The sequence below is a fragment of the Desulfovibrio sp. ZJ746 genome (genome assembly GCF_011039155.1).
GTDB lineage: Bacteria > Desulfobacterota > Desulfovibrionia > Desulfovibrionales > Desulfovibrionaceae > Desulfovibrio.
Genome location: NZ_JAAKEK010000001.1, coordinates 751356 through 771376 on the forward strand (window position 1 = coordinate 751356; position 20021 = coordinate 771376).

Genomic DNA, 20021 nt, shown 5'->3' on the forward strand with positions numbered 1-20021 from the left:
AGACCAGCAGTATCACCCCCGGGCGCGGGGCTGCTTTTTAGCCACAGGTAAGGAATGGGTATGAGCCAAGACTTCTTTGATCCGGAACTCGTTGCCGACTTCATTGCGGAAGCCAAGGAACATCTTGAGACCATCGAACCCAACCTGCTCGAACTTGAGAAGGCTCCCGACAATCTCGCCCTGCTGAACGATATTTTCCGGCCCATGCATTCGCTCAAGGGCGCGTCCGGCTTTCTTGGCCTTAACCGCATCAACCATCTCGCGCACAAGTCGGAAAACATCCTCGACGAGCTCCGCAAGGGGAGCATGCAGGTCACTTCCGAGATCATGGACGTTATCCTGTCGTCCACGGACGCCCTGCGCCAGATGATCGAGAACCTTGAAAGCACCAATTCCGAGGGCGATGTCGAGACGGAATCCATCATGGCGCAAATCGACGCCATCATGGCGGGCGAAAGCGCCAAGCCGGTGGCCCCGGAGGAAAGCGCCCCCGAGGAGGCGGGCGCGGAGGAAGCCCCCGTCGAAGACGCCGCGCCCATCGAGGTGGAGGCCGAGGTCGTCATCGAGGCCGAACCCGCCGAAGCCCCGGCTGCCGAGGCTGCGCCTGCGGCGCCTGAGGCTGCCCCCGAATCCGCGGCCACAGCGGCCGCCCCCGCGCAGCCGGCCGGCGATGCGGAAAAGCAGCAGGGCATGAGCGCCAAGGAATGGGTGGCGAGCCTGCCCAGCGGCGCGCCCTATGCCCTCACGGCCTTTGGCGAAGGCCACCTCAAGGACTTTATCGACGAATCCTACGAGATCATCGCCAACCTCAACGACGGCCTCCTCGAGCTGGAGGAAAACCCCACCGGCCGCGACGACCTCGTGAACGACCTCTTCCGCTATTTCCACAACATGAAGGGAAACAGCGGCATCATCGGCTATAACGAGCTCAACGGCCTGACGCACGAGGCCGAGACCCTGCTCAACAATGTGCGCCAGGGCAAGATTACCCCGAGTCACGAGCTCATCGACCTGCTCCTCCTCACGGTGGACGTGATGGAGGGCCTTGTCCAGACCATCGACGTGCCCTCCTGCCAAGCCACGCCCTTTGACACGAGCCCCATCGTCAAGCAGCTCCAGCTTGCGCTCGCAGGCGAGGGCATCGCCCTGCCGCCGGCCCTGCGCGCCGCCCAGGCCCCGGCGCCGGCCACGGAAGCGGCCCCCGCCCCTGCCGAAGCCGTGGCCGAAGTCGAGGTGGTGCAGCCGAGCATCATCCCCGTGGGCCTGGAAAATGACGACGCCGAGGTCTTCCGCGTCACGGTGAAGCAGCAGCAGGAAATCATCAATGCCGCCCTCGCCACCCTGAAAAAGGACGGCACCCACAAGGATTCCATCGACGCCCTCTACCGCTGCCTCATCGCCATCAAGAACGCGTGCAGCTTTGTGGGCCTCGACGAGATCAAGGTCTATGCGGAGCGCACCGCTGGCATCGTTGACCAGGGCCGGAGCACCGGCACGGATTTCGCCTTCCTGACCGACCTGCTCGGCCAGGAGACGGAGATCATCAACGACATGGTCCAAAAGGCGCTGGACGAGGGCAAGGTCAGCGCCAAGACGGAAGAAGCCGCCCCGGCCGCTGGCGCGCCCCAGGCTGCTGCCGCTGCCGCGCCGGCGGCTCCCGCCAAGGAGGCTCCGGCCGCGCAGCCTGAGGCTCCCGCCGCGCCGGCTGCCCCGGCCGCTGCGGAAAAACCCGCGGCAGCCGCTGCTCCGGCCCAGCCTTCTTCCGGGCAGGCCGCCGCGCCCAAGCCCGCGGCCCCTGCGGCCGCCGCTGCCCCCAAGGCGGCGGCTTCGCAAGCACAAGCCGCCCCCAAGCCCGCGCCCAAGGCGGCCGCTCCCGCCGCCCCTGCGGCAGCGCCCAAGGCGGCCCCCGAGCCGGCCGCGGCAGCCCCGGCCCCCGCCAACAACAAGGCCCCCGCGCAGGGCAATGACCACAAGAGCTCGTCCACCATCCGCGTGGACCACGAGCGGCTTGACCACCTGATGAACCTCATCGGCGAGCTCATCATCAACCGCAACCGCTACACGCTCATCGCCCGCTCCCTCGAGGGCAGCGAGGACAGCATCAACGTGGCCGAGGTGGCGCAGAGCCTTTCCGAGACCACCTATGCCATGGCGCGCATTTCGGACGACCTGCAGGACACCATCATGAAGGTCCGCATGGTGCCCGTCTCTTCCGTCTTTTCGCGCTTCCCGCGCCTCGTGCGCGACCTTTCGCGCAAGAGCGGCAAGGAAGTTGACCTCATCATGGAAGGCGAGGAGACGGAACTGGACAAGAGCGTGGTGGAGGTCATCGGCGACCCGCTCGTGCACCTTATCCGCAATTCCGTCGACCACGGCATCGAGCCCGAGGACGTGCGCATCGCCGAGGGCAAGCCCGCCAAGGGCAAGGTGGTGCTCCGCGCCTTCCACAAGGGCAATTCCGTGGCCATCGAGATCGAGGACGACGGCAAGGGCATCGACCCCAACAAGATGCGCGAAGTCGCCATCAAGAAGGGCATCATCACCCCCGAGGAAGCCGCGCAACTGGACGACCGCGAGGCCATCGAGCTTATCTTCGCGCCCGGCTTCTCCTCGGCGGAGAAGATCACGGACATCTCCGGCCGCGGCGTGGGCATGGACGTGGTGCGCACCAACATTAAGAACCTCAAGGGCAGCGTCAACACCTATTCCGAAGTCGGCAAGGGCACGCGCTTCACCCTGAGCCTGCCGCTCACGCTCGCCATCATCGACGCGCTCATGGTCAATGTTTCCGGCCAGATGTACGCCATCCCGCTGGATGCGGTCTCGGAGACCACCAAGATTGAGACCGTGCGCCTCACGGATGTGAAGGGCCGCAAGGCCGTCACCCTGCGCGGCGAAGTGCTGGGCATCGTGGAGCTTTCCGAGATGCTCGGGCTGCCCCGCTCCACCGAGACCCTGCCCGAGGTCCTTTCCGTAGTGGTCATCCATGACAACGAGCGGCGCCTCGGGCTTGTGGTGGATGAACTGCTGGAGCGGCAGGAAATCGTCATCAAGCCCCTGGGCGCCTATCTGGGCGACCTCAAGGGCATCTCCGGCGCCACCATCATGGGCGACGGCTCGGTCATCCTCATCCTGGACCCGCACGAGATCTATCTCATGTCCACTTCCAAGTCGGCCGGCATCAATCCCGGCATGGACCAGAGCAAGCAGCTAGCCGCGAAATAGCGGCGCAGTGTTCCGGGCAGAAAAAGGGGGGCCGTGCGGCTCCCCTTTTTCTGTCGCTTGCGTCAGCATCCCTCCGGCGCCAGATTCAATGCCTGACGCCAGCGGCGCCTCACCGGGCTTTTAGTTGAGATTGTAAATATCATACTTGGAGGCCGTCCCGAGGAAATTCTGGCCCATGTACTGCCAGAGGATGCCTTGGATGTAGCCGGTGTTAAGCCCGGCGAGATTCTGCGGCGCCACGCTGACCACAAAGGCCTCCCGGGCGCGCTGCTCGAAGCCGGCGAGCAGGTCGCCGTAGCCCAGGGGCAGCGCAGAAAGCGACTCCACGCCGTCCGGCAGCGGCTCGCGGTATTCCATGATGATCTTGTCATCGTTAAAGTTGAAGCGCGCGGCGAAATACCGGGCCATCCAGAGTTGCGGGCTGCCGTCGGGCTTGACGGTGGTCACAAGGCCGCTGAAGGGGTCGCGCGCCGGGTCGACGATATAGGTGCACGCCTGGTAGCCCACGCCGCCGAACACTTCCACGGCCTCATCCACGCTTTGGAAATGCCTCGTGATGCTGTCCCAGTACCAGCCCTGGGGCACGGCCGCCTGGGCCGCGATTGCCAGGGGCGCGAGGCCCCCCTCGCCGTACACGGCAAGCCACATCTGGATGGGCAGGCCCCCGAGCATATCGCTCCAGATAAGGCTCGCGGAGCCACGGCCAGCGGCCATCAGGGGCATATTTTTCGCCTTGATGGCGATGTCGGGCCGGGCGGTGGACACATAGGCCGGGCCGAGCATGCCCCTTTGCAGGGCGCCCTCGCAGCCCAGAAGGCCCGCCATAAGGACAAGGGCCAGCAGGAAGGCAAATGGTGAAAAACGGCGCGCAGCAGTGTTGTTCATGTTCATTCTCCCTGGGTTCTTCGCCATGAAGGCGGCCTGCGATCGGCAGCCGCCACTCCGAACATATGCCAAGGATGGGCGCCATGCAAATCCGGCAGGGCACTCCAAAGAACATTGGAAAATGCGCGTGAAGACGCTATGCTGGAGCAGCGGACGCTGCGCCCGGAGGCGGCGCAGCCGCGGAACCTCCTTGGCAGGAGTGGCTCATGAAGGACGCATCCATTTTTCAACGCATTGGCGGCGCGCTGTACTTCCCCGCTCCGGGCGGGGGCAGCAGCGTCGGGGGGGATATGCGGCTGGCCCTGTGGGGGCTCGTCGTGGGCCTCCTCTCGGGGGGCGTCATTTCTGTCTTCCGCATCACGACCAGCATGGCCTTCAACGCCGTGGGAAGCTGGTTCCGCGCCCATGCGGGCGACCCGCTCCAGTGCCTGCTCTGGCTCATCCCCGCTGTCATCGGCGCCCTCATCACCGGCTATTTCATGCGCAACCCGGCCATCCGCTCCGGGGCGGGCGCTTGGGTGACGCAGGCCTTGGCCGGCCCGCAAAAGCATGTCTGGGCGCGCATCCTCGTGCCCAAGTTCCTCGGCACCTGGCTCGTCATGGCCTGCGGGCTTTCCGTGGGGCGCGAAGGGCCCTGCATCCAGATGGGCGCCTCCACGGCGCTCGGCCTGGCATGCCTGGACGGCAGGGGTGATGCGGCCACCCATGCGGCCAAAAGGCGCATGCTCGTCCTGTGCGGCTGCGCAGCAGGCCTCGCCGGGGCTTTCAGCGCGCCCTTCGCCGGCATTTTTTATGTCATCGAGGTGCTGAAAGAGCGCATCACGCGCAACCTGCTCATCCTCATGCTGGGCGCGGCCCTGGGCGTCTATCTTTCCGCCACCTGCGTTTTCGGGCTGGGCCTCATGCTGCCCCTCAAGGGGAGCGCCCTCCCGGAACTCCGCTATCTCTGGAACAGCATCCTCGTGGGGCTCGGTGCCGGCTTTGTGGGCGTCATTTATGCCGGCATGCTGCGCCGGTCGCTCGCGCTCTATGCGCGCGGACGGCGCTTCCCCGTCATGCTCAGGCCGCTGCTCCCCTTCCTGGGGGCGGCAGTCATGCTGTTCATCTATCCACAGGCCACCGGCGAGGGGCTTTCCATCTTCGCCGCCATGGAAGCCGGCACCGTGGCTTCCACCCTGCTCGCCTTTTTGTGCGCCAAGCTCCTGTTTACGGCCTTCTGTTACGGCTCGGGCGTGCCCGCGGGCGTCATGGTGCCCATTCTCGCCCTGGGCGGCGTGGCCGGGGGGCTTTGCGCCATGGGCTTTGCGGCGGCTGGCATCGCCGGCGGCGGGGGCATGGCGGCCTTCATCACCATGGGCATGGCGGCGGCCTTTGCCGCGGCGGAGCACGCGCCCCTGACGAGCATCGTGCTCGTGCTGGAGATGACGGGCGCCTATGCCGCCACGCCCGGGCTGCTCGTGGCCTCCTGCGTGGCCGTGCTGCTCGCGCGCGGGATGCGGGCGCGGCCAGTTTAGTTAGTGGCGGAGCCCGCTTTTGCGGCCCTCCTTGCCCGTCTGCGACTTCTTGTTTAGGATAAGCCAGAAAGCCGCCGGCCACGCGTGAGCGCGCCGGCTTCCCCCGCGCGAACCGCGCCGGGCCTTGGAAACCCTTTGCACAGGAGAAAACCATGTCGATTTTTGACGTTCTCAATACAGATTCCTTCGGCTCCGCCCTGGAGATCCTGACCGGGCAGGCGAAATCCGCGGCCCGCGACCTCGGGAACAGCACCCCGGGCGGCCTCGGCGGCCTGCTTGGCGCGGGCGCCCTTGGCGCCGTGCTCGGCAACTTCGCCTCCGGCGACCTTCTCAAGAACGTGGCGCTCGCCGGCGCCGGCGCCGTCGCCTGGAACTTCTACCGCAAATGGGCGGCCGGCCAGCAGGCGGACGCGCAGACGGAAGAAAGGAGCCGGGGCGCCGGTGTGGCCGCCACCGACCCCACCGCCGAGCTGGTTATGCGCGCCATGGTCTACGCGGCGCGCGCCGACGGCAGTATCGACGCCACCGAGCGCCAGCGGATGCAGAAGGTGCTCCAAACCATGCTGGGCAACCAGGATGCGGGCGTCGTCCTTGAGCGCATCCAGGGCGAGACCATCGACCCCTCGAAGATCGCCGCGCAGACGCGCACGCCTGAGCAGGCGGAGGATGTGTACCGTCTCTCCTGCTCGGTCATCGACATCGACCACTTCATGGAACGCGGCTATCTGGACGCCCTGGCGCAGAGCCTCGGCATCGGCGCCGCGCGCAAGGGCGAGCTGGAGGCCGAGGCAGCACAGGCCCGCGCGGCACTGCGGACGGCCATCCAGCAGAGCTGCTGACCCAAGACGCAGGCGCCCCGTTCTCCGGGCGCTCCGCTACTGCATATGCAAGGGAGCCTGGCGGTTGTACCGTCAGGCTCCCTTGCTTTGCTCTATCCCTTTCGGCCTTGCGCCGCCGGAAACGACGGCTACTTGCCCGCGTCCTTCACATCCACGATCTTGACGCCGAATTCCGCCACATCGTCCGGCGGGTCATAGAACAGGATCATGAAGGGCACTTCCCCGCCCGGCGGGACGTTGGTGTTGTTGGTCAGGATCTCGACCTTGTTGTTGAGGAAGGCTTCCATCTCCTTCTCGCTCAACACCTGGAGCTGGAAGAGCGAAAGCTGGGTGCCCGCCAACTGTTTCTTGACGGCCAGCGGCTTCTTGTCCTTGTCGTAGATGGCGCCCTCAAGGGCGATGAGCTCCTTGGGCTCGGGAAATTCGTTGACCACCCGCCCCTCGATGACGAAGACCTTGCCCACCTTTTCATTGAGCACATTGTACTGGCGCACGTTGCGCATGGTGAGCAGTTCCACCTTCTTGGCGATGTCCGCCTCGCTCGGCGGGGTCTCCTTCTGGTGGAAAAAGTAGAACCAGGCGCCGGCCCCGCCGCCGGCGAGCAGCAGGATAAGCACAAGCGCCAGCCAAAGCTTGCCCCGGCCGCCCCGCTTGCGCCCGAGCTCCGGCAGGGGCTCCTTCGGGGCTTCCTTGCGCGGCGCCTGCGGGGCTTGCGCCGGGGCGGTGCCCCCGGGCTGCCCGGGTAGCGAAAACACAGTCTTGCAGACGGCGCAACGCAACTTGGCGCCCGGCTTGGCGGCGGCATCGGGCAGGTTGAACCGGCTCGCGCACTGCGGACATTTCACTTCCATGCCATGACTCCAGAAAGCTCCTCGACGGCCCGGGCCTTTCTAGCCCCGGGCCGGCTCGAGCTCGTAAATGCCGGGCAGGGCCCGGTAGCGCTCGGCATAGTCAAGCCCATAGCCTACAAGAAAGCCGGAATCGAGGGAAAAGCCGATAAAATCCACGGCCACTTCCTTCTCCCTGCGCCCGGTCTTGTTGACAAGGGCGGCAACGCGCAGGCTGCGCGGCCCGCGCGCCGCAAAGGTATCCAGCACAAAGCGCATGCTGCGCCCGCTGTCCACGATATCCTCCACGAGCAGCACGTGCTTGCCGCGGATCTCGTTTTCCACATCCTTGCTGAACACCACCCGCCCGGAACTGGCCGTGCCCATGCCGTAACTGGCGATGCGGATGAACTCGAGCTCCAGCTTGCTGTTTCGCAAGGCGCGCACGAGATCGCTGAAAAAGATGCAGGCGCCCTTGAGGACGCAGACAGCCACCAGGGGCTCGTCACCGTAGCAGGCGTCGATTTCCGCCGCCATGCCGCGGACGCGGCCGGCGATGTCCTCCGCGCTGAATACCGAGACGAGCCTGCCCGCGCCCGGCGCATCGACAGCAGGCACCTGTCCGTGGCTATTTCTTTCCGAGCAGGTCATCCACCAGCTCCCGGATGACATGGGCCTCGGCCATGCCGGGTTCGGAAATGACCAGGTGCCCGTCCCTCGCGAAAAAGGCATTATGCGGCACGCTGGTCACGCGGTAGGCGTCGGTCACGTCCTGCGCGGCCATGTAGACGGGATAGTTGACGCCGGCCTTCTTGGTAAAGGGCACCACCGGCGCGCTCGTCTCATCCACGGAGAGCCCCACCAGCAGGAGCTCGGACTCGGGATAGGCCTCGCGCACCTTGACGAGCTCGGGGATTTCCACCCGGCAGGGCGGGCACCAGGTGGCAAAGAAGTTCAGGATGACCACCTTGCCCTTGTTTTTCTCAAGCAGGCCCGTGAGCCCGGCCTGGTCCAGGGTGGGGATGGCGGTGTCGGCGGCCGCCAGCGCGGCGCAGGGAAGCAGCAGCGAGATGAGAAATGCGAGTGCGATTCGTTTCATGGCAGTGTCCTCAAGATTCCATTCCTTGTTGACCCGCATCCGGGCATGCGGCGCCGGCCGCATCCTCCCGGAGAAAGCCCTGGGCGGCGCGCACACCGCTCACGGCGTCTTCACAATAAGCATCGGCCCCGATGGCCTCGGCAAAGGCCCTTGTCACGGCGGCGCCCCCCACCATGACCCGGATGGGCAGCCCGCGCTCGCGGATAAGGCGGATGGTGTCTTCCATGCGCACCATGGTGGTTGTCATCAGCGCGGAAAGCCCGATAATACGCGCCTTGTGGCGCATCGCGCAAGCCAGAATTTCCCCGGCGGGCACATCCTTGCCCGCGTCCACCACCTCAAAGCCGTGGTTCCCGAGGAGCAGTGCCACGATATTCTTGCCGATGTCGTGGATGTCGCCCTCCACGGTGGCGAGCACGATGACGGGCCGCTTTTCCGGGCCGCGGCGCTCCTCGAGCAGCGGCTTGAGCCGCCCGAAGGCCAGCTGCATGGTTTCCGCCGCGCGGATGAGCTGCGGCAGGAAATACTCGCGCCGCTCATAGCGCTCCCCCACTTCGGTGATGGCCGGGATGAGGATGCCGTCCACGATCTCGAGCGGGTCGGCGCCAGCGGCGAGTTCCTTTTCCAGCAGGGCCGGGGCGCCCTCCTTGTCGCCGTTGAGCACCACGTCATACAGGCTCGCCGCGGCAGCCGCGAGGCCAGAGGCGCCGGCCGCGGGCGCCGGGCTCCCCGCGCCCGGTTTCCAGTTGCCAAAACCGGCGATAAAGGCCTCCGCGTGGGCGTCATGCCCGCGAAGGGCGGCAATGGCGGCCGTGGTCTCGCGCATGAGCGGGGCAGTGGGATTGGCGATGCAGGAGGTGAGGCCCGCGCCCACGGCCATGCTGAGGAAGGTGGAATTGAGCAGCGGCCGCGCCGGAAGCCCGAAAGAGACGTTGGAAAGGCCGATGGTGGTGGGGAGCTTTTGCCCGCGGCACCAGCGGGCGAAGTCCAGGCATTCGTTGACGCCCTCGGGCGTGGAGGAAATGGCCAGGGCCAGGATGTCCACCAGCACGAGCCGCCGCGGAATGCCAAGGGCGGCCGCGCGCTCCAGCAGGTCTTCGGCGATGCGGATGCGCTCGGCCGCGCGCACCGGGAGCTTCTTGCCCTGCAGGGGCAGCAGGATGAAGGGCGCGCCATACTGGCGGCACATGGGTCCCAGGGCCTCCATGCGGCCGGCCTCGCCGCTGATGGAGTTGATGAGGCAGGAGCCGGGAGCATAGGGGAGCGCCGCCGCAATGGCCGCGGCATGGGAAGAATCGAGCGAGAGCGGCGCCTGGCAACGGGCGATGAGGCGCTGGGCGAGCTCGGGCAGGCACACAGCCTCGTCCACCAGCGGAGCGCCCACATTGACATCGAGCACCGTCGCGCCGGCGGCCACCTGCTCGTCCGCAAGGCGCAGGGCCGCGTCAAAGCGCCCCTCCTGAAGCTCGGCGGCGAGCACTGGCTTGCCCGTGGGGTTGATGCGCTCGCCGATGAGGGCCAGCGGCGCGTCCGCGCCCATGCGCACAAGCGCCGAGCGGCTGGTGAGCACGATGCCGTCCTGCCGCGGCAGGGGACGGGGCTCCCGGCTGACGGAAGCGACCGCGCGCGCCAGCGCCGTGATATGGGCGGGCGTGGTGCCGCAGCAGCCCCCCAGCACCTGGGCGCCGATGGCCGCGAAGGCGGCCGTTTTTTGCGCGAAGGCGTCGGGCCCCATGGGGAAGACCGTCTGGCCATCCCGAAGCTCGGGCAGGCCCGCATTGGGCTCGGCCATGACCGGGCAGGCGCACACGGAAAGGAGCTCGCGCACGACGGGCAGCATCTCGTCCGGGCCGAGGCTGCAATTGGTGCCCACCACGTCCGCGCCGAGGTTCTGCATGGTCTCGGCGAAGATCTCCGGGCTGGAGCCGGTGAGGCTCACCCCGTGCTCGAAGGTCATGGAGACCATGACCGGCAGGTCGCAGACCTCGCGCGCTGCGGCCACGGCGGCGCGCGCCTCGGCGAGGTCGAACTGCGTCTCGATGAAGATGAGGTCGGCGCCGCCGGCGGCGAGCCCGCGGATCTGCCTGGCGAAGCCCTCCACCAGTTCCCGCGGCTCGAGGGGGCCCAGGGGACGCGCGAAAAGACCGCTCGGCCCCACATTGCCGGCCACGAAGACCGGCCGCCCCTCCGGGGCGCTTTGCGCGGCCTCCCGGGCGATGCCGGTGAGGCGGCGGCATACGTCGAAAGCATCGAGCCCGGCCGCCAGCTTGAAGGGGTTGGCGCCGAAGGTGCAGGTGGTGATGATGTTGGAGCCGGCCTCAAGATAGGCGCGGTGGATGCCCTTGAGGATGTCCGGGTTTTCCAGGCAATACTGGTCGGGGCTCACGCCCGCGGGCATGCCGGCCGCCTGGAGCATGGTGCCCATGGCTCCGTCGAGCAGCAGCGGACGCCCTTGGCCCAGGGCCTGAAGAAAGGGAAAGGCGGTCATGTCATATCCTTGCAGTGAACGCGCAAATGCCGGGACAGCACGCCCCTGCGTTTTTAGTACTGAAAAACATTGAAAAGGACAAATCAAAATTATATGATTCGCTGCCGTATCTTCGAGACGGTGACGAGACTATGACCAAGACGCAAGAACGCTCCGCCGGCAACGGCGCCACCGGGCCCGCAAAGGGCAGCCCCACCGAGGGCACCGTCATCCCCGAGATCCTGCCCGCGGATACGGCACGAACCATCGCCGGCGCCCCTGAAGACGAGGCCCCCCCGGACGAAACTTCAGAAGACGGCGACGACATCCTCGATCTGGATGCCGACGCCGATGACGGGCTTGCGCTCGACGACGACCCGCTGGACCCGAATGGCCCGGAGGCCCTTCCCGAAGACAGCGGCGACGGCGCCCACGGGCGCCTGCCCCTGCGCCGCGCGCCACATCTGCCCTCCCCGGCCGCCACGCGGGACAGCCTCCAGCTCTACCTGCGCGAGGTCAGCCGCTTCCCGCTGCTCAAGCCCGAAGAGGAGCACGACCTCGCCCTCAGGGTGCGCGACGCCAATGACCCGGACGCGGCCTTCAGGCTCGTCTCCTCCCACCTGCGGCTGGTGGTGCGCATCGCCATGGACTTTCAGCGCCGCTGGATGCAGAACGTCCTCGACCTCGTGCAGGAAGGCAATGTGGGCCTCATGCGGGCGGTCAACAAGTTCGACCCGGACAAGGGCATCAAGTTTTCCTATTACGCCTCCTTCTGGATCAAGGCCTACATCCTCAAGTTCATCATGGACAACTGGAGGATGGTCAAGATCGGCACCACCCAGGTGCAGCGCAAGCTCTTTTACAACCTCAACCGGGAGCGGCAGAAGCTCATCGCCCAGGGCTTTGACCCCGACGCCGCCATGCTCTCGGAGCGCCTCGGCGTGAGCGTGGAGCAGATCAACGAGATGGACCAGCGCCTCGCCTCCACCGACCTTTCGCTCAATGTGCAGGTCGGCGACGAGACGGGCGGCGCCACGCGCATGGACTTTCTCCCCGCGCTCGACCAGGGCGCCGAGGAACGCCTCGCCTCGGTGGAGGTGGCGGAGCTCGTCCGCGCCCAGCTCAAGACCATCCTGCCCAAGCTCAACGACAAGGAACACTACATCCTGCGCCACCGGCTGCTCACCGACGAGCCCGTGACCTTGCGCGAAATCGGCGAACGCTATAATATCACTCGCGAGCGCGTGCGCCAGCTCGAGGCGCGCCTGCTGGAAAAGATTCGCCAGCACATCACGCTCGATGTCAAGGATTTTTCTGAGGACTGGATCCAGTCCTGACCGCGCGGGCCGTGCGGCAACAGGAACAAGCCAGCCGGGAAGGCGCGCCAGCTTCATGAAACTGCCACGGATAGGTCTCCGTCCCCTTGATGTGCCGCCTCCTGGCGCGGCAAAGGGCCGCGCGCGCGTCGCCCATGCGCTGTCGCGTGGTGCGCGGTGTTGCGCGCTCGTGCTGTGCGCGCTTATGTTGTGCGCCTGCGGCGGCAATGGCGAGGAGCCGCAAAAGAACGCCGCGAAACCGGTGTCTCCCCCCGGCGAGGTGGAGAACAGGTCCATCGAGGCCACGGTACAGGCGGCCGCGAGCATCCTGAAAGAGACTCCGCGCCTCCGGGTGGTGCCCGCCATCCATGTGCGCCCGGTGGAGAAAGATCTTTCGCCCGAAGCCGTCGGCCTGTATGCCTATCTTCGCGCCGTGCGCGCCATCCTTGACGAGGATGAGGCCGCCCTGCTGGAGGCCGCGCTGGTCGCCGCCGAGGCCTCCACGGGCAAGCCGGTGCCGGAGCTTGAGGGGAGCGCGACAGACGAAGGCGCAAAGACCGAAGCGGCGCCAGAGAATCAGGCCTCCCCGCCCGCACCAGTCCCGGCCGCGCAGCCTTCTCCCGACCAGGTATGGCCCACGCAGATCTGGCTCGACGGCGGCGTGTGGCTCATGAGCCGCAAGTCGCCCAATGCCGTCACCTATCTGGAAGAAGCTCTCAAGGCCCAGCCCGAAGATCTTTCGCTCAACCTCCTCCTTGCCGAGGCCCTGGGCGAGCACGGCATGGCCAGCCGCGGCGCCGGGCTCATGCGCGCCTATCTCGCCGGGCACCCGGACACGCTGGACGCGCGCCTCGAGCTGGCCCTCCTGCTTGTGAAAGAACACCAGTTCGATGAGGCCGAAAAGCTCCTGACGGACATCCCCGCCAAGGAACGCACCCCCCTTGTCGATTATTACCACGCCAAGGCGCTGGCGGGCATGGAGCGCAAGGCCGAGGCCATCCCCCTGCTCCGCCGCTCGGTGCGGGGCATGCCCGACTTTGTGGAGGCGCTCGCCGAGCTGGCCTTCCTGCTGGAGCAGGAGGGCGAGCTGCGCGAGGCCCGCGCCACCTATGAGAAGCTCGCCAAGTTCCAGTTTTCGCCCCAGGATGTGTCCTTGCGGCTCGTGAACCTCTCCCTGAGGCTCAAGCAGCCGGAAAAGGCCCTCCGGTATATCAACCAGGGGCCCGACACCGTCCCCTTCAAGCTCACGGCCGTGAGCATGCTCATGGACGCGCGCCACTATCTCCAGGCCGAGCGGCTGCTCAAGCAACTCACAACGCGGGAGGGCGCGCCGGACGATGTCTATCTGCTCCTCGCCGACCTCGCCTATGAGCAGCGCCGCGACCTCGCCATGGCCCTGTCCTGGCTGGACAAGATCCCAGCCGGGAGCCCCATCGCCGTGCGCGCCCGGCAGTTGCGCATCCAGCTTCTCGCCGAGGCGGGCAAGCCGGATGCGGCCCTTGAGCTTGCGCGCGAAAGCCACAAGGATTTTCCGCGTTCGACAGAACTGCGCGATCTTGAGATCCGTCTGCTCGCCCGGCTGAAGCAGACGGACGCCGCCCTCGACGCCGCCCGCGCGGCCGCGGCCGAGTGGCCCGACAATACCGACCTCGCCTTCCTGCTCGGCTCCCTGCTGGATGAAAACGGCAAGAAGCAGGAAGCCATGGGCGTCATGGAAGACATCCTGAAAAAGCAGCCGGACAATTACCAGGCGCTCAACTATGTGGGCTACAGCCTCGCCGAGCAAAACCGCGACCTTGACCGCGCGCTTGAGCTGCTCACCAGGGCGGACACGCTGGCGCCCGACCAGTCCTATATCATCGACTCCCTGGCCTGGGCCCTCTTCCGCGCCGGCAAGGCTGAAGAGGCGCTCACCAAGATCCGGCGGGCCGTGAGCCTCGAAGGGCCGGTGGACGCGACCATCTGGGAGCACTATGGCGACATCGCCCGCCATCTCGGCCATACCGGCGAGGCGCGGCGCGCCTACCAGAAGGCGCTCGACCTCAAACCCGCCAATGCCGAGGCATTGCGGCAACGCATGGGGCGCCCGTGAAAAAGCTCGCCCTCCTCTGCATGGCCCTCCTGCTCTGCGCCTGCGCGAGCAAGGCTCCCTCCCCCGGTGTTCCGCAAGGTGAGGACGGCAAGCCGCTGGCGGAACGCTGGCAGGCCTACAGCACGGCCGGGCTTGGCGAGGAAGCGCCCTATCGCCTGCAACTCAGCCTTCGCTTCGGCGAGGAGGGCAATACCCGGCGCGTCACGGCGCTTTTGTGGGGCAACGGCGCGCGGGAGCTCAGGCTCGATGTCATGGCCGGTGTGGGGACGGTGGTCGCCAAGATACTGGAAGACGGCGATCACTTTCTCGTCTACGCCCCGCTGGAAAACAAGGCCTATTTCCATCAGGGCGCCACGAGCCCCCTGCTCAAGGTCGGGGTGCCCGTGCCTTTCGGCCTCGCGCGGCTGACGGCGCTGCTCACCGGCCACTATGCGGCGGCCTTCGGCGACGCGTACACCGATGCGGAGCTGCTTTCGGACGGCGTGGCCCACTACACGCTGGAGGGCAAGCCCGGCGGCCGCCTCTCCCTCGATGCCGCCGGCCTGCCCGTTGCCTGGCGAGAGAGCGCGGCCAACGGCTGGCGCATGGAGATCGTCTATGACGACGCCACGCCGCCGCTCCCCCGCCGCCTCACCCTGAACCACGCCAGCGGCAAGCGGGCCATCCTGCTCGTCAAGGAGCGGGAAAATCCCGCGAGCCCCTTTACCCAGGAGCAAATGCGACTTACCTTGCCCGAAGGCGCGCCCCTGCTCCCGCTTTCCCAGTATCGCGCGCCCAAATCCTGAGCCGCGGGGGCGGTTCGGGGCATACGCAAAGGAGTCTGCATGCCCGTCGTTCATCTGGCCTCGGACCATGCCGGTCACGCGCTCAAGGAGCTCATCGCCCGCGAATTGCCGCGCCTCGGCTTCACCGTAAAGGACCACGGCACCGATTCCTGCGAGAGCTGCGATTATCCCGTTTTCGCCCACAAGCTCTGTTCGGCCCTGCTCGCCGAGGGGGGCCAGGGCATCCTCGTCTGCGGCAGCGGCATCGGCATGTCCATCGCCGCCAACCGGCATGACGGCATCCGCGCGGCGCTCTGCGCCACCGAGCTCCATGCGCGCCTGAGCCGGCGCCACAACGACGCCAACGTGCTCTGCCTCGGCGCGCGCATCACCGGCGAGGAGCTGGCGCTCGCCATCGTGGCGGCCTTCCTCGAGACGGCCTTTGAAGGCGGCCGCCACCAGCGGCGCATCGACCAGATCACGCCACGCTCCTGAGTTTCCACAGCGAGGCCGCCCGCGCGGCCGGAAGGACTGTCATGCAGCTCTACAACACCCTTGGCCGGCGCAAGGAAGAGTTCGTTCCCGTGCGGCCCGGCAAGGCCCATGTCTATGTCTGCGGCATCACGGCCTATGACTATTGCCACATCGGGCATGCCCGTTCGGCCGTCGTTTTTGACATCCTCGTGCGCCAGTTGCGCTATCTCGGGCTCGAGGTGCTCTTTGTCCGCAACTTCACGGACGTGGACGACAAGATCATCCGCCGCGCCGAGGCCGAGGGCCGCGACTGGCATGAGATAGCCGCCACCTATATGGCGGCATTTCACGAAGATATGGACCGCCTGGGCGTGCTCCGGGCCGACCTGGAGCCCCGCGCCACCGACACTGTCCCCCAGATCATTGCCCTGTGCGAGCAGCTCATTGAAAAGGGCAAGGCCTACGCCACCCCCTCCGGGGACGTGTATTTCCGCGTGCGCTCCTACGCGCCTTACGGCAAGCTCTCGCGCCGCAGCCTCGACGAGCTCATGGCCGGCGCGCGCGTGGCGCCCGGCGAGGAAAAGGAAGACCCGCTGGACTTCGCCCTCTGGAAGGCGGCCAAGCCCGGCGAACCCTCGTGGGAGAGCCCGTGGGGCCCCGGGCGCCCGGGCTGGCACATCGAGTGCTCGGCCATGAGCCAGCCCTTCCTGCCGCTCGACATACATGGCGGCGGCCAGGACCTCATCTTTCCGCATCACGAGAACGAGATCGCGCAGACCGAGGCCGTCTGCGGCTGTGAGCTCGCCCGCTTCTGGGTGCACAACGGCTTTGTGCAGATCAACCAGGAAAAGATGTCCAAGTCGCTTGGCAACTTCACCACCATTCGCGACATCCTGCGAGACTACCTGCCCGAGACCCTGCGCTTCTTCCTGCTCGGCAAGCAGTACCGCAGCCCCATCGACTTCAGCCCCGAGGGCATGGAGGATGCGGAAAGGGGCCAGCAGCGCGTGTATACCGCCCTGCGCGACGCCGCGAGGGCGCTCTTGCGTACTTCGTGGAAAAACACGACCCTCCCCATGGGCCTGCGCGAAGAGTGGGACGGCCTTGACGCCGCCGTTTCCGCCGCCATGGACGATGACCTCAACACCGCCCAGGCGCTCGGGCATATCTTCTCGCAGGTGCGCATCGTCAACCGACTCTTGGAGGACAAGGCGCTGCGCGCCTCCCGGGCTGCGGGGGACATATTGGAAGACTTCCTCTCCCGCGCGCGCCAGTGGCACACGCGCTTCGGCCTCTTCGGTGAGGATTCGGAGACCTTCCTCAACGACCTGCGCGGCGTGCGCGCCCGGCGTCGCAAGCTGGACCTCGCCCATGTGGAAGACGTGCTCGCCAAGCGTGCCGGGGCCAGGGCCGCCAGGGATTTCGCCGGCTCGGACGCCCTGCGCGACGAGCTCGCCGCCCTCGGGGTGAGCGTGCGCGACACCCCGCAAGGCCAGGAATGGGATCTGGAATGAATCCGGTCGTGGCCACTGAAACTTCCTGAAAACACCTACGCAAGGAATCATGTCCTTTAATAACCACCGCAATCCCCACCCTTTCCGCCGTGTGACGGCACTCCTTGCCATCATCGTCCTCCTCCTTCCGCTGGCCTTCCCGCCGTGTGCCCGGGCCTTCTTTTTCGGCGGCGTCTCGCTCAAGGACGAAAAGGAGATGGGCCACAAGTTCGACGTCATGGTGCGCTCGCACCTGCCCATCGTGGAAGACCCGGAAGTGAGCCTTTATGTGGCGGACTTGCTCAAGCGCCTCGTCAAGGCCATACCGCCGCAGCCCTTCGATTTCACTTCCTCCGTGGTGCTCCACAACGCGCTCAACGCCTTTGCCGTGCCGGGCGGCTATGTCTTCGTGTTCACCGGCATGATCATGAACCTGGAGCGCGAGGAAGAGCTCGCCGGCGTGCTCGCCCATGAGCTCGCCCATGTGACGCAGCGCCATGTGGCCTCCCGTCTGGAGCGCGCCCAGTATCTCACCCTGGGCTCCCTGCTGGTGGCCATCGCCGGCGTGGCCCTGGGCGGGCCGGCCGGTGGCGCCGCGGCCGTGAGTGCCGCCGGGGCGAGCCAGTCGGCCATGCTCAATTACAGCCGCCTCGATGAAAGCGAGGCCGACAACCTTGGCCTGCAATACCTCGTGGCCGCGGGCTATCCTCCCGCCGGCATGGTGGGCGGCTTCAAGGTGCTGCGCCACAAGAACTGGATGAGCGGGGTCAATATCCCCACCTATCTTTCCACGCACCCGGCCATCGGCGACCGCGTGAACAGCCTCCAGGCCCGCATCGAGACGCTCCCCGCGTCCGTGCGCAACCGCACGGCGGACAACAGCCGCTTCCAGCGCGTCAAGACGCTCCTCTGGGCGCGCTACGGCGACGAGCAGGCGGCCTTGCAGCGCTTTTCGGGCAAGGACGGCCTCTCGCGCATGGGCCGGGGCATCGTGCTCGCGCGCCAGAACCGCGTCAACGAAGCCGCGGCCGCCTTTGACGAAGCGCTCGCCGCGGCCCCGCACGACCCGCTCGTGCTGCGCGAGGCCGGGGCCTTTCACTACCGCAAGGGCAGCATGGACCGCGCCGAGACCCTGCTGCGCGAAGCCATGCGCCGCGACCCCAAGGACTTCATGGCCTCCTTCTTTTATGCCCGCATGCTGGACGAGACCGGGCGCCAGCGGGAGGCCGGCAAGTATTATACGGATGTCCTGCGCCATGTGCCGCAGGACCCGGAAGTGCACCAGGCCTATGCCCGCTCGCTGGGCAACGCCGGCAAGACCGCGGACGCCTATATCCACATGACTTACAGCGCGCTCTATGCCAACAACCGCAAGCTCACGGAGCGCTATTTCAACCAGGCCAAGGCCCTCGCCGCCAAGGCGTCGGACAGGCGCGCCTTCCAGCGGCTTGAGGCCGCCTATAGGGAACGGAAGGAAATCTGGGACAAGAGCTGATGATGGAAACGCATGCCACCACCATTCTCGCCGTGAAGAAAAACGGCCAGGTCGCCATGGCCGGCGACGGCCAGGTGACGCTCGGCCAGAACATGATCATGAAGCACACGGCCCACAAGGTGCGCCGCCTCAACGACGGCCGCGTGCTCGCCGGTTTTGCCGGCGCCACGGCCGACGCCTTTACCCTGTTCGAGCTCTTCGAGGCCAAGCTCAAGGAAATGCGGGGCAATCTCCTGCGCGCCGCCGTGGAGATGACCAAGGAATGGCGCAAGGACAAATACCTGCGCAAGCTCGAGGCCATGCTGCTCCTGGCCGATGCCGAGCATTTGCTGCTCGTTTCGGGCACGGGCGATGTCATCGAGCCGGATGACGACGTGGCGGCCATCGGCAGCGGCGGCCCCTATGCCCTCGCCGCAGCGCGGGCCCTCTTGCGCCACAGCCAGCTCGATGCGGCGGGCGTCGCGCGCGAGGCCATGGCCATCGCCGCGCAGATCTGCGTCTACACCAATGACCGCCTGACGCTGGAAACCCTGTGATCCGCCTTCGCGCAGGCTGCAAGGTGAATCTCGGCCTGCGCGTCCTCGGCCGCAGGCCCGACGGCTATCACGAGCTCGACTCCCTCTTCTGGCCGCTGGCGTGGCCCTGCGACGAGCTCCGCGTGCGCCTTCGGCCCGGCTCCGGCATCACAGTGCGCTGCGATGCGCCCGGCATCGACCCGGCGCGCAACACGCTCACCAAGGCCCATGCGGCCTTCGCGGCCATTGCCGGCACGGCGCCGGGCCTTGACGTGGAGCTCGTCAAGCGCATCCCGAGCGGCGCGGGCCTTGGCGGCGGCAGCAGCGATGCCGCCGCGCTCCTCCTCTGGCTCAATTCCCTCCTTGCCGAGGCGCTGCCGCATGAAGAGCTTGCACGGGCGGCTGTGGCGGTGGGCGCGGACGTGCCCTTCTTTCTCCAGGCGCGCCCAAGCCGCGTCACCGGCATCGGCGACGTGGTGGAGCCCCTGACCCTCCCCGCCCCTCCCCTCTGGCTCGTGCTCGCCTGCCCTGGCATCCATGTGTCCACGGCCGAAACCTTCGCGAGGCTCGATGAACTGCGGGCCGGCAACACTCCCCCTCCACCCGCTCCCTGCCAAAACGACTTGACAAACAACGCGGGCGCGGATAATGGAAATCGTCTTATTGGAGCGGCGCGCCTTGACCTCGAAAATGACCTTGAGGCCGCCGTCTTTCCCCGGCATCCGCAGCTTGCCGGACTCAAGGCGGAGTTCGCGCGGCTCGGGGCGCTTTCGGCCGGCATGACCGGCAGCGGCTCAAGCGTGTTCGGGCTTTTTGCGGCCGAGGCTGCCGCCCGATATGCCGTGGCCCGGCTGCGCGGCCGATATCCGCGCGTCTATTGCCAGGCGCTGGGAACTGCTGGGATGTAGCCAAGTGGTAAGGCAACGGGTTTTGGCTCCGTCATCCGAAGGTTCGAGCCCTTCCATCCCAGCCAATCAGCGGCAGCGCCGGATGACAGCTGTCGGTTCTTGAACGGA

At 66.8% G+C, this 20021-nt stretch carries 16 protein-coding genes and 1 tRNA gene; 12 read left to right on the forward strand and 5 right to left on the reverse strand.

The window, feature by feature from the left end; genetic code table 11:
• Positions 1-60: 60 nt before the first annotated feature.
• Entirely contained in the window at positions 61-3225 is a 3165-nt protein-coding gene (locus G7Y54_RS03385) for a chemotaxis protein CheA (protein WP_165077278.1), read from the forward strand.
• A 120-nt stretch (positions 3226-3345) separates the two neighbouring features.
• Here G7Y54_RS03385 and G7Y54_RS03390 read toward each other — a convergent pair whose 3' ends face one another.
• The gene (locus tag G7Y54_RS03390) at positions 3346-4110 is read right to left on the reverse strand and encodes a DUF4851 domain-containing protein (protein ID WP_165077280.1); all 765 of its coding nucleotides are present in this window, start codon (positions 4108-4110) and stop codon (positions 3346-3348) included.
• A 206-nt stretch (positions 4111-4316) separates the two neighbouring features.
• On the opposite strand from G7Y54_RS03390, the gene G7Y54_RS03395 reads away from it, so the two are divergent.
• Together G7Y54_RS03395 and G7Y54_RS03400 are read left to right on the forward strand one after the other, a co-directional pair.
• On the forward strand, positions 4317-5624 hold the full coding sequence (locus G7Y54_RS03395; RefSeq protein WP_165077282.1) for a chloride channel protein: 1308 nt from the start codon (positions 4317-4319) through the stop codon (positions 5622-5624).
• Between the two features lie 152 nt (positions 5625-5776).
• A complete protein-coding gene (locus G7Y54_RS03400) occupies positions 5777-6463 on the forward strand; it encodes a DUF533 domain-containing protein (protein ID WP_165077284.1) in 687 nt (228 codons plus the stop codon).
• A gap of 128 nt (positions 6464-6591) precedes the next feature.
• Here G7Y54_RS03400 and G7Y54_RS03405 read toward each other — a convergent pair whose 3' ends face one another.
• From G7Y54_RS03405 to G7Y54_RS03420, 4 genes are read right to left on the reverse strand one after another with little or no spacing between them, the layout of a single operon-like run.
• Positions 6592-7314, reverse strand: coding sequence for a zinc-ribbon and DUF3426 domain-containing protein (locus G7Y54_RS03405; protein WP_165077287.1), 723 nt, complete (start codon positions 7312-7314; stop codon positions 6592-6594).
• A gap of 39 nt (positions 7315-7353) precedes the next feature.
• Positions 7354-7941 carry a hypoxanthine phosphoribosyltransferase gene (gene hpt, locus G7Y54_RS03410; RefSeq protein ID WP_165077289.1) on the reverse strand — a complete coding sequence of 196 codons (588 nt, stop codon included), beginning with the start codon at positions 7939-7941 and terminating at the stop codon, positions 7354-7356.
• The gene (locus tag G7Y54_RS03415; protein WP_165077291.1) at positions 7919-8389 is read right to left on the reverse strand and encodes a TlpA disulfide reductase family protein; all 471 of its coding nucleotides are present in this window, start codon (positions 8387-8389) and stop codon (positions 7919-7921) included. Before G7Y54_RS03415 ends, hpt begins: the two co-directional genes overlap by 23 nt.
• Positions 8390-8399: 10 nt before the next feature.
• On the reverse strand, positions 8400-10877 hold the full coding sequence (locus G7Y54_RS03420) for a homocysteine S-methyltransferase family protein (RefSeq protein ID WP_165077293.1): 2478 nt from the start codon (positions 10875-10877) through the stop codon (positions 8400-8402).
• Between the two features lie 131 nt (positions 10878-11008).
• Here G7Y54_RS03420 and G7Y54_RS03425 point away from each other — a divergent pair, with 131 nt between their 5' ends.
• The 9 genes from G7Y54_RS03425 (at position 11009) to G7Y54_RS03465 (ending at position 19978) form a co-directional block, all read left to right on the forward strand.
• Positions 11009-12193, forward strand: coding sequence for an RNA polymerase factor sigma-32 (locus G7Y54_RS03425; RefSeq protein WP_165077295.1), 1185 nt, complete (start codon positions 11009-11011; stop codon positions 12191-12193).
• A 184-nt stretch (positions 12194-12377) separates the two neighbouring features.
• Positions 12378-14264: a tetratricopeptide repeat protein gene (locus tag G7Y54_RS03430; RefSeq protein ID WP_165077297.1), complete on the forward strand. Its 1887-nt coding sequence runs from the start codon at positions 12378-12380 to the stop codon at positions 14262-14264.
• Positions 14261-15049, forward strand: a complete 789-nt coding sequence (locus tag G7Y54_RS03435; protein WP_165077300.1) for a hypothetical protein — start codon at positions 14261-14263, stop codon at positions 15047-15049. The genes G7Y54_RS03430 and G7Y54_RS03435 overlap by 4 nt, the downstream gene beginning before the upstream one ends.
• Positions 15050-15088: 39 nt before the next feature.
• Positions 15089-15523, forward strand: a complete 435-nt coding sequence (gene rpiB, locus G7Y54_RS03440; RefSeq protein ID WP_165077302.1) for a ribose 5-phosphate isomerase B — start codon at positions 15089-15091, stop codon at positions 15521-15523.
• Positions 15524-15564: 41 nt separating this feature from the next.
• Complete coding sequence (gene cysS / locus G7Y54_RS03445) at positions 15565-17016, forward strand: cysteine--tRNA ligase (protein ID WP_165077305.1); 1452 nt, start codon at positions 15565-15567, stop codon at positions 17014-17016.
• 49 nt (positions 17017-17065) lie between these two features.
• Complete coding sequence (locus tag G7Y54_RS03450) at positions 17066-18490, forward strand: M48 family metallopeptidase (protein ID WP_165077307.1); 1425 nt, start codon at positions 17066-17068, stop codon at positions 18488-18490.
• A 2-nt stretch (positions 18491-18492) separates the two neighbouring features.
• Positions 18493-19026, forward strand: coding sequence for an ATP-dependent protease subunit HslV (gene hslV / locus G7Y54_RS03455; protein WP_165078000.1), 534 nt, complete (start codon positions 18493-18495; stop codon positions 19024-19026).
• Positions 19023-19913: a 4-(cytidine 5'-diphospho)-2-C-methyl-D-erythritol kinase gene (gene ispE, locus G7Y54_RS03460; RefSeq protein ID WP_165077310.1), complete on the forward strand. Its 891-nt coding sequence runs from the start codon at positions 19023-19025 to the stop codon at positions 19911-19913. Before hslV ends, ispE begins: the two co-directional genes overlap by 4 nt.
• Positions 19904-19978, forward strand: a tRNA-Gln gene (locus G7Y54_RS03465). The genes ispE and G7Y54_RS03465 overlap by 10 nt, the downstream gene beginning before the upstream one ends.
• Positions 19979-20021: the final 43 nt, after the last annotated feature.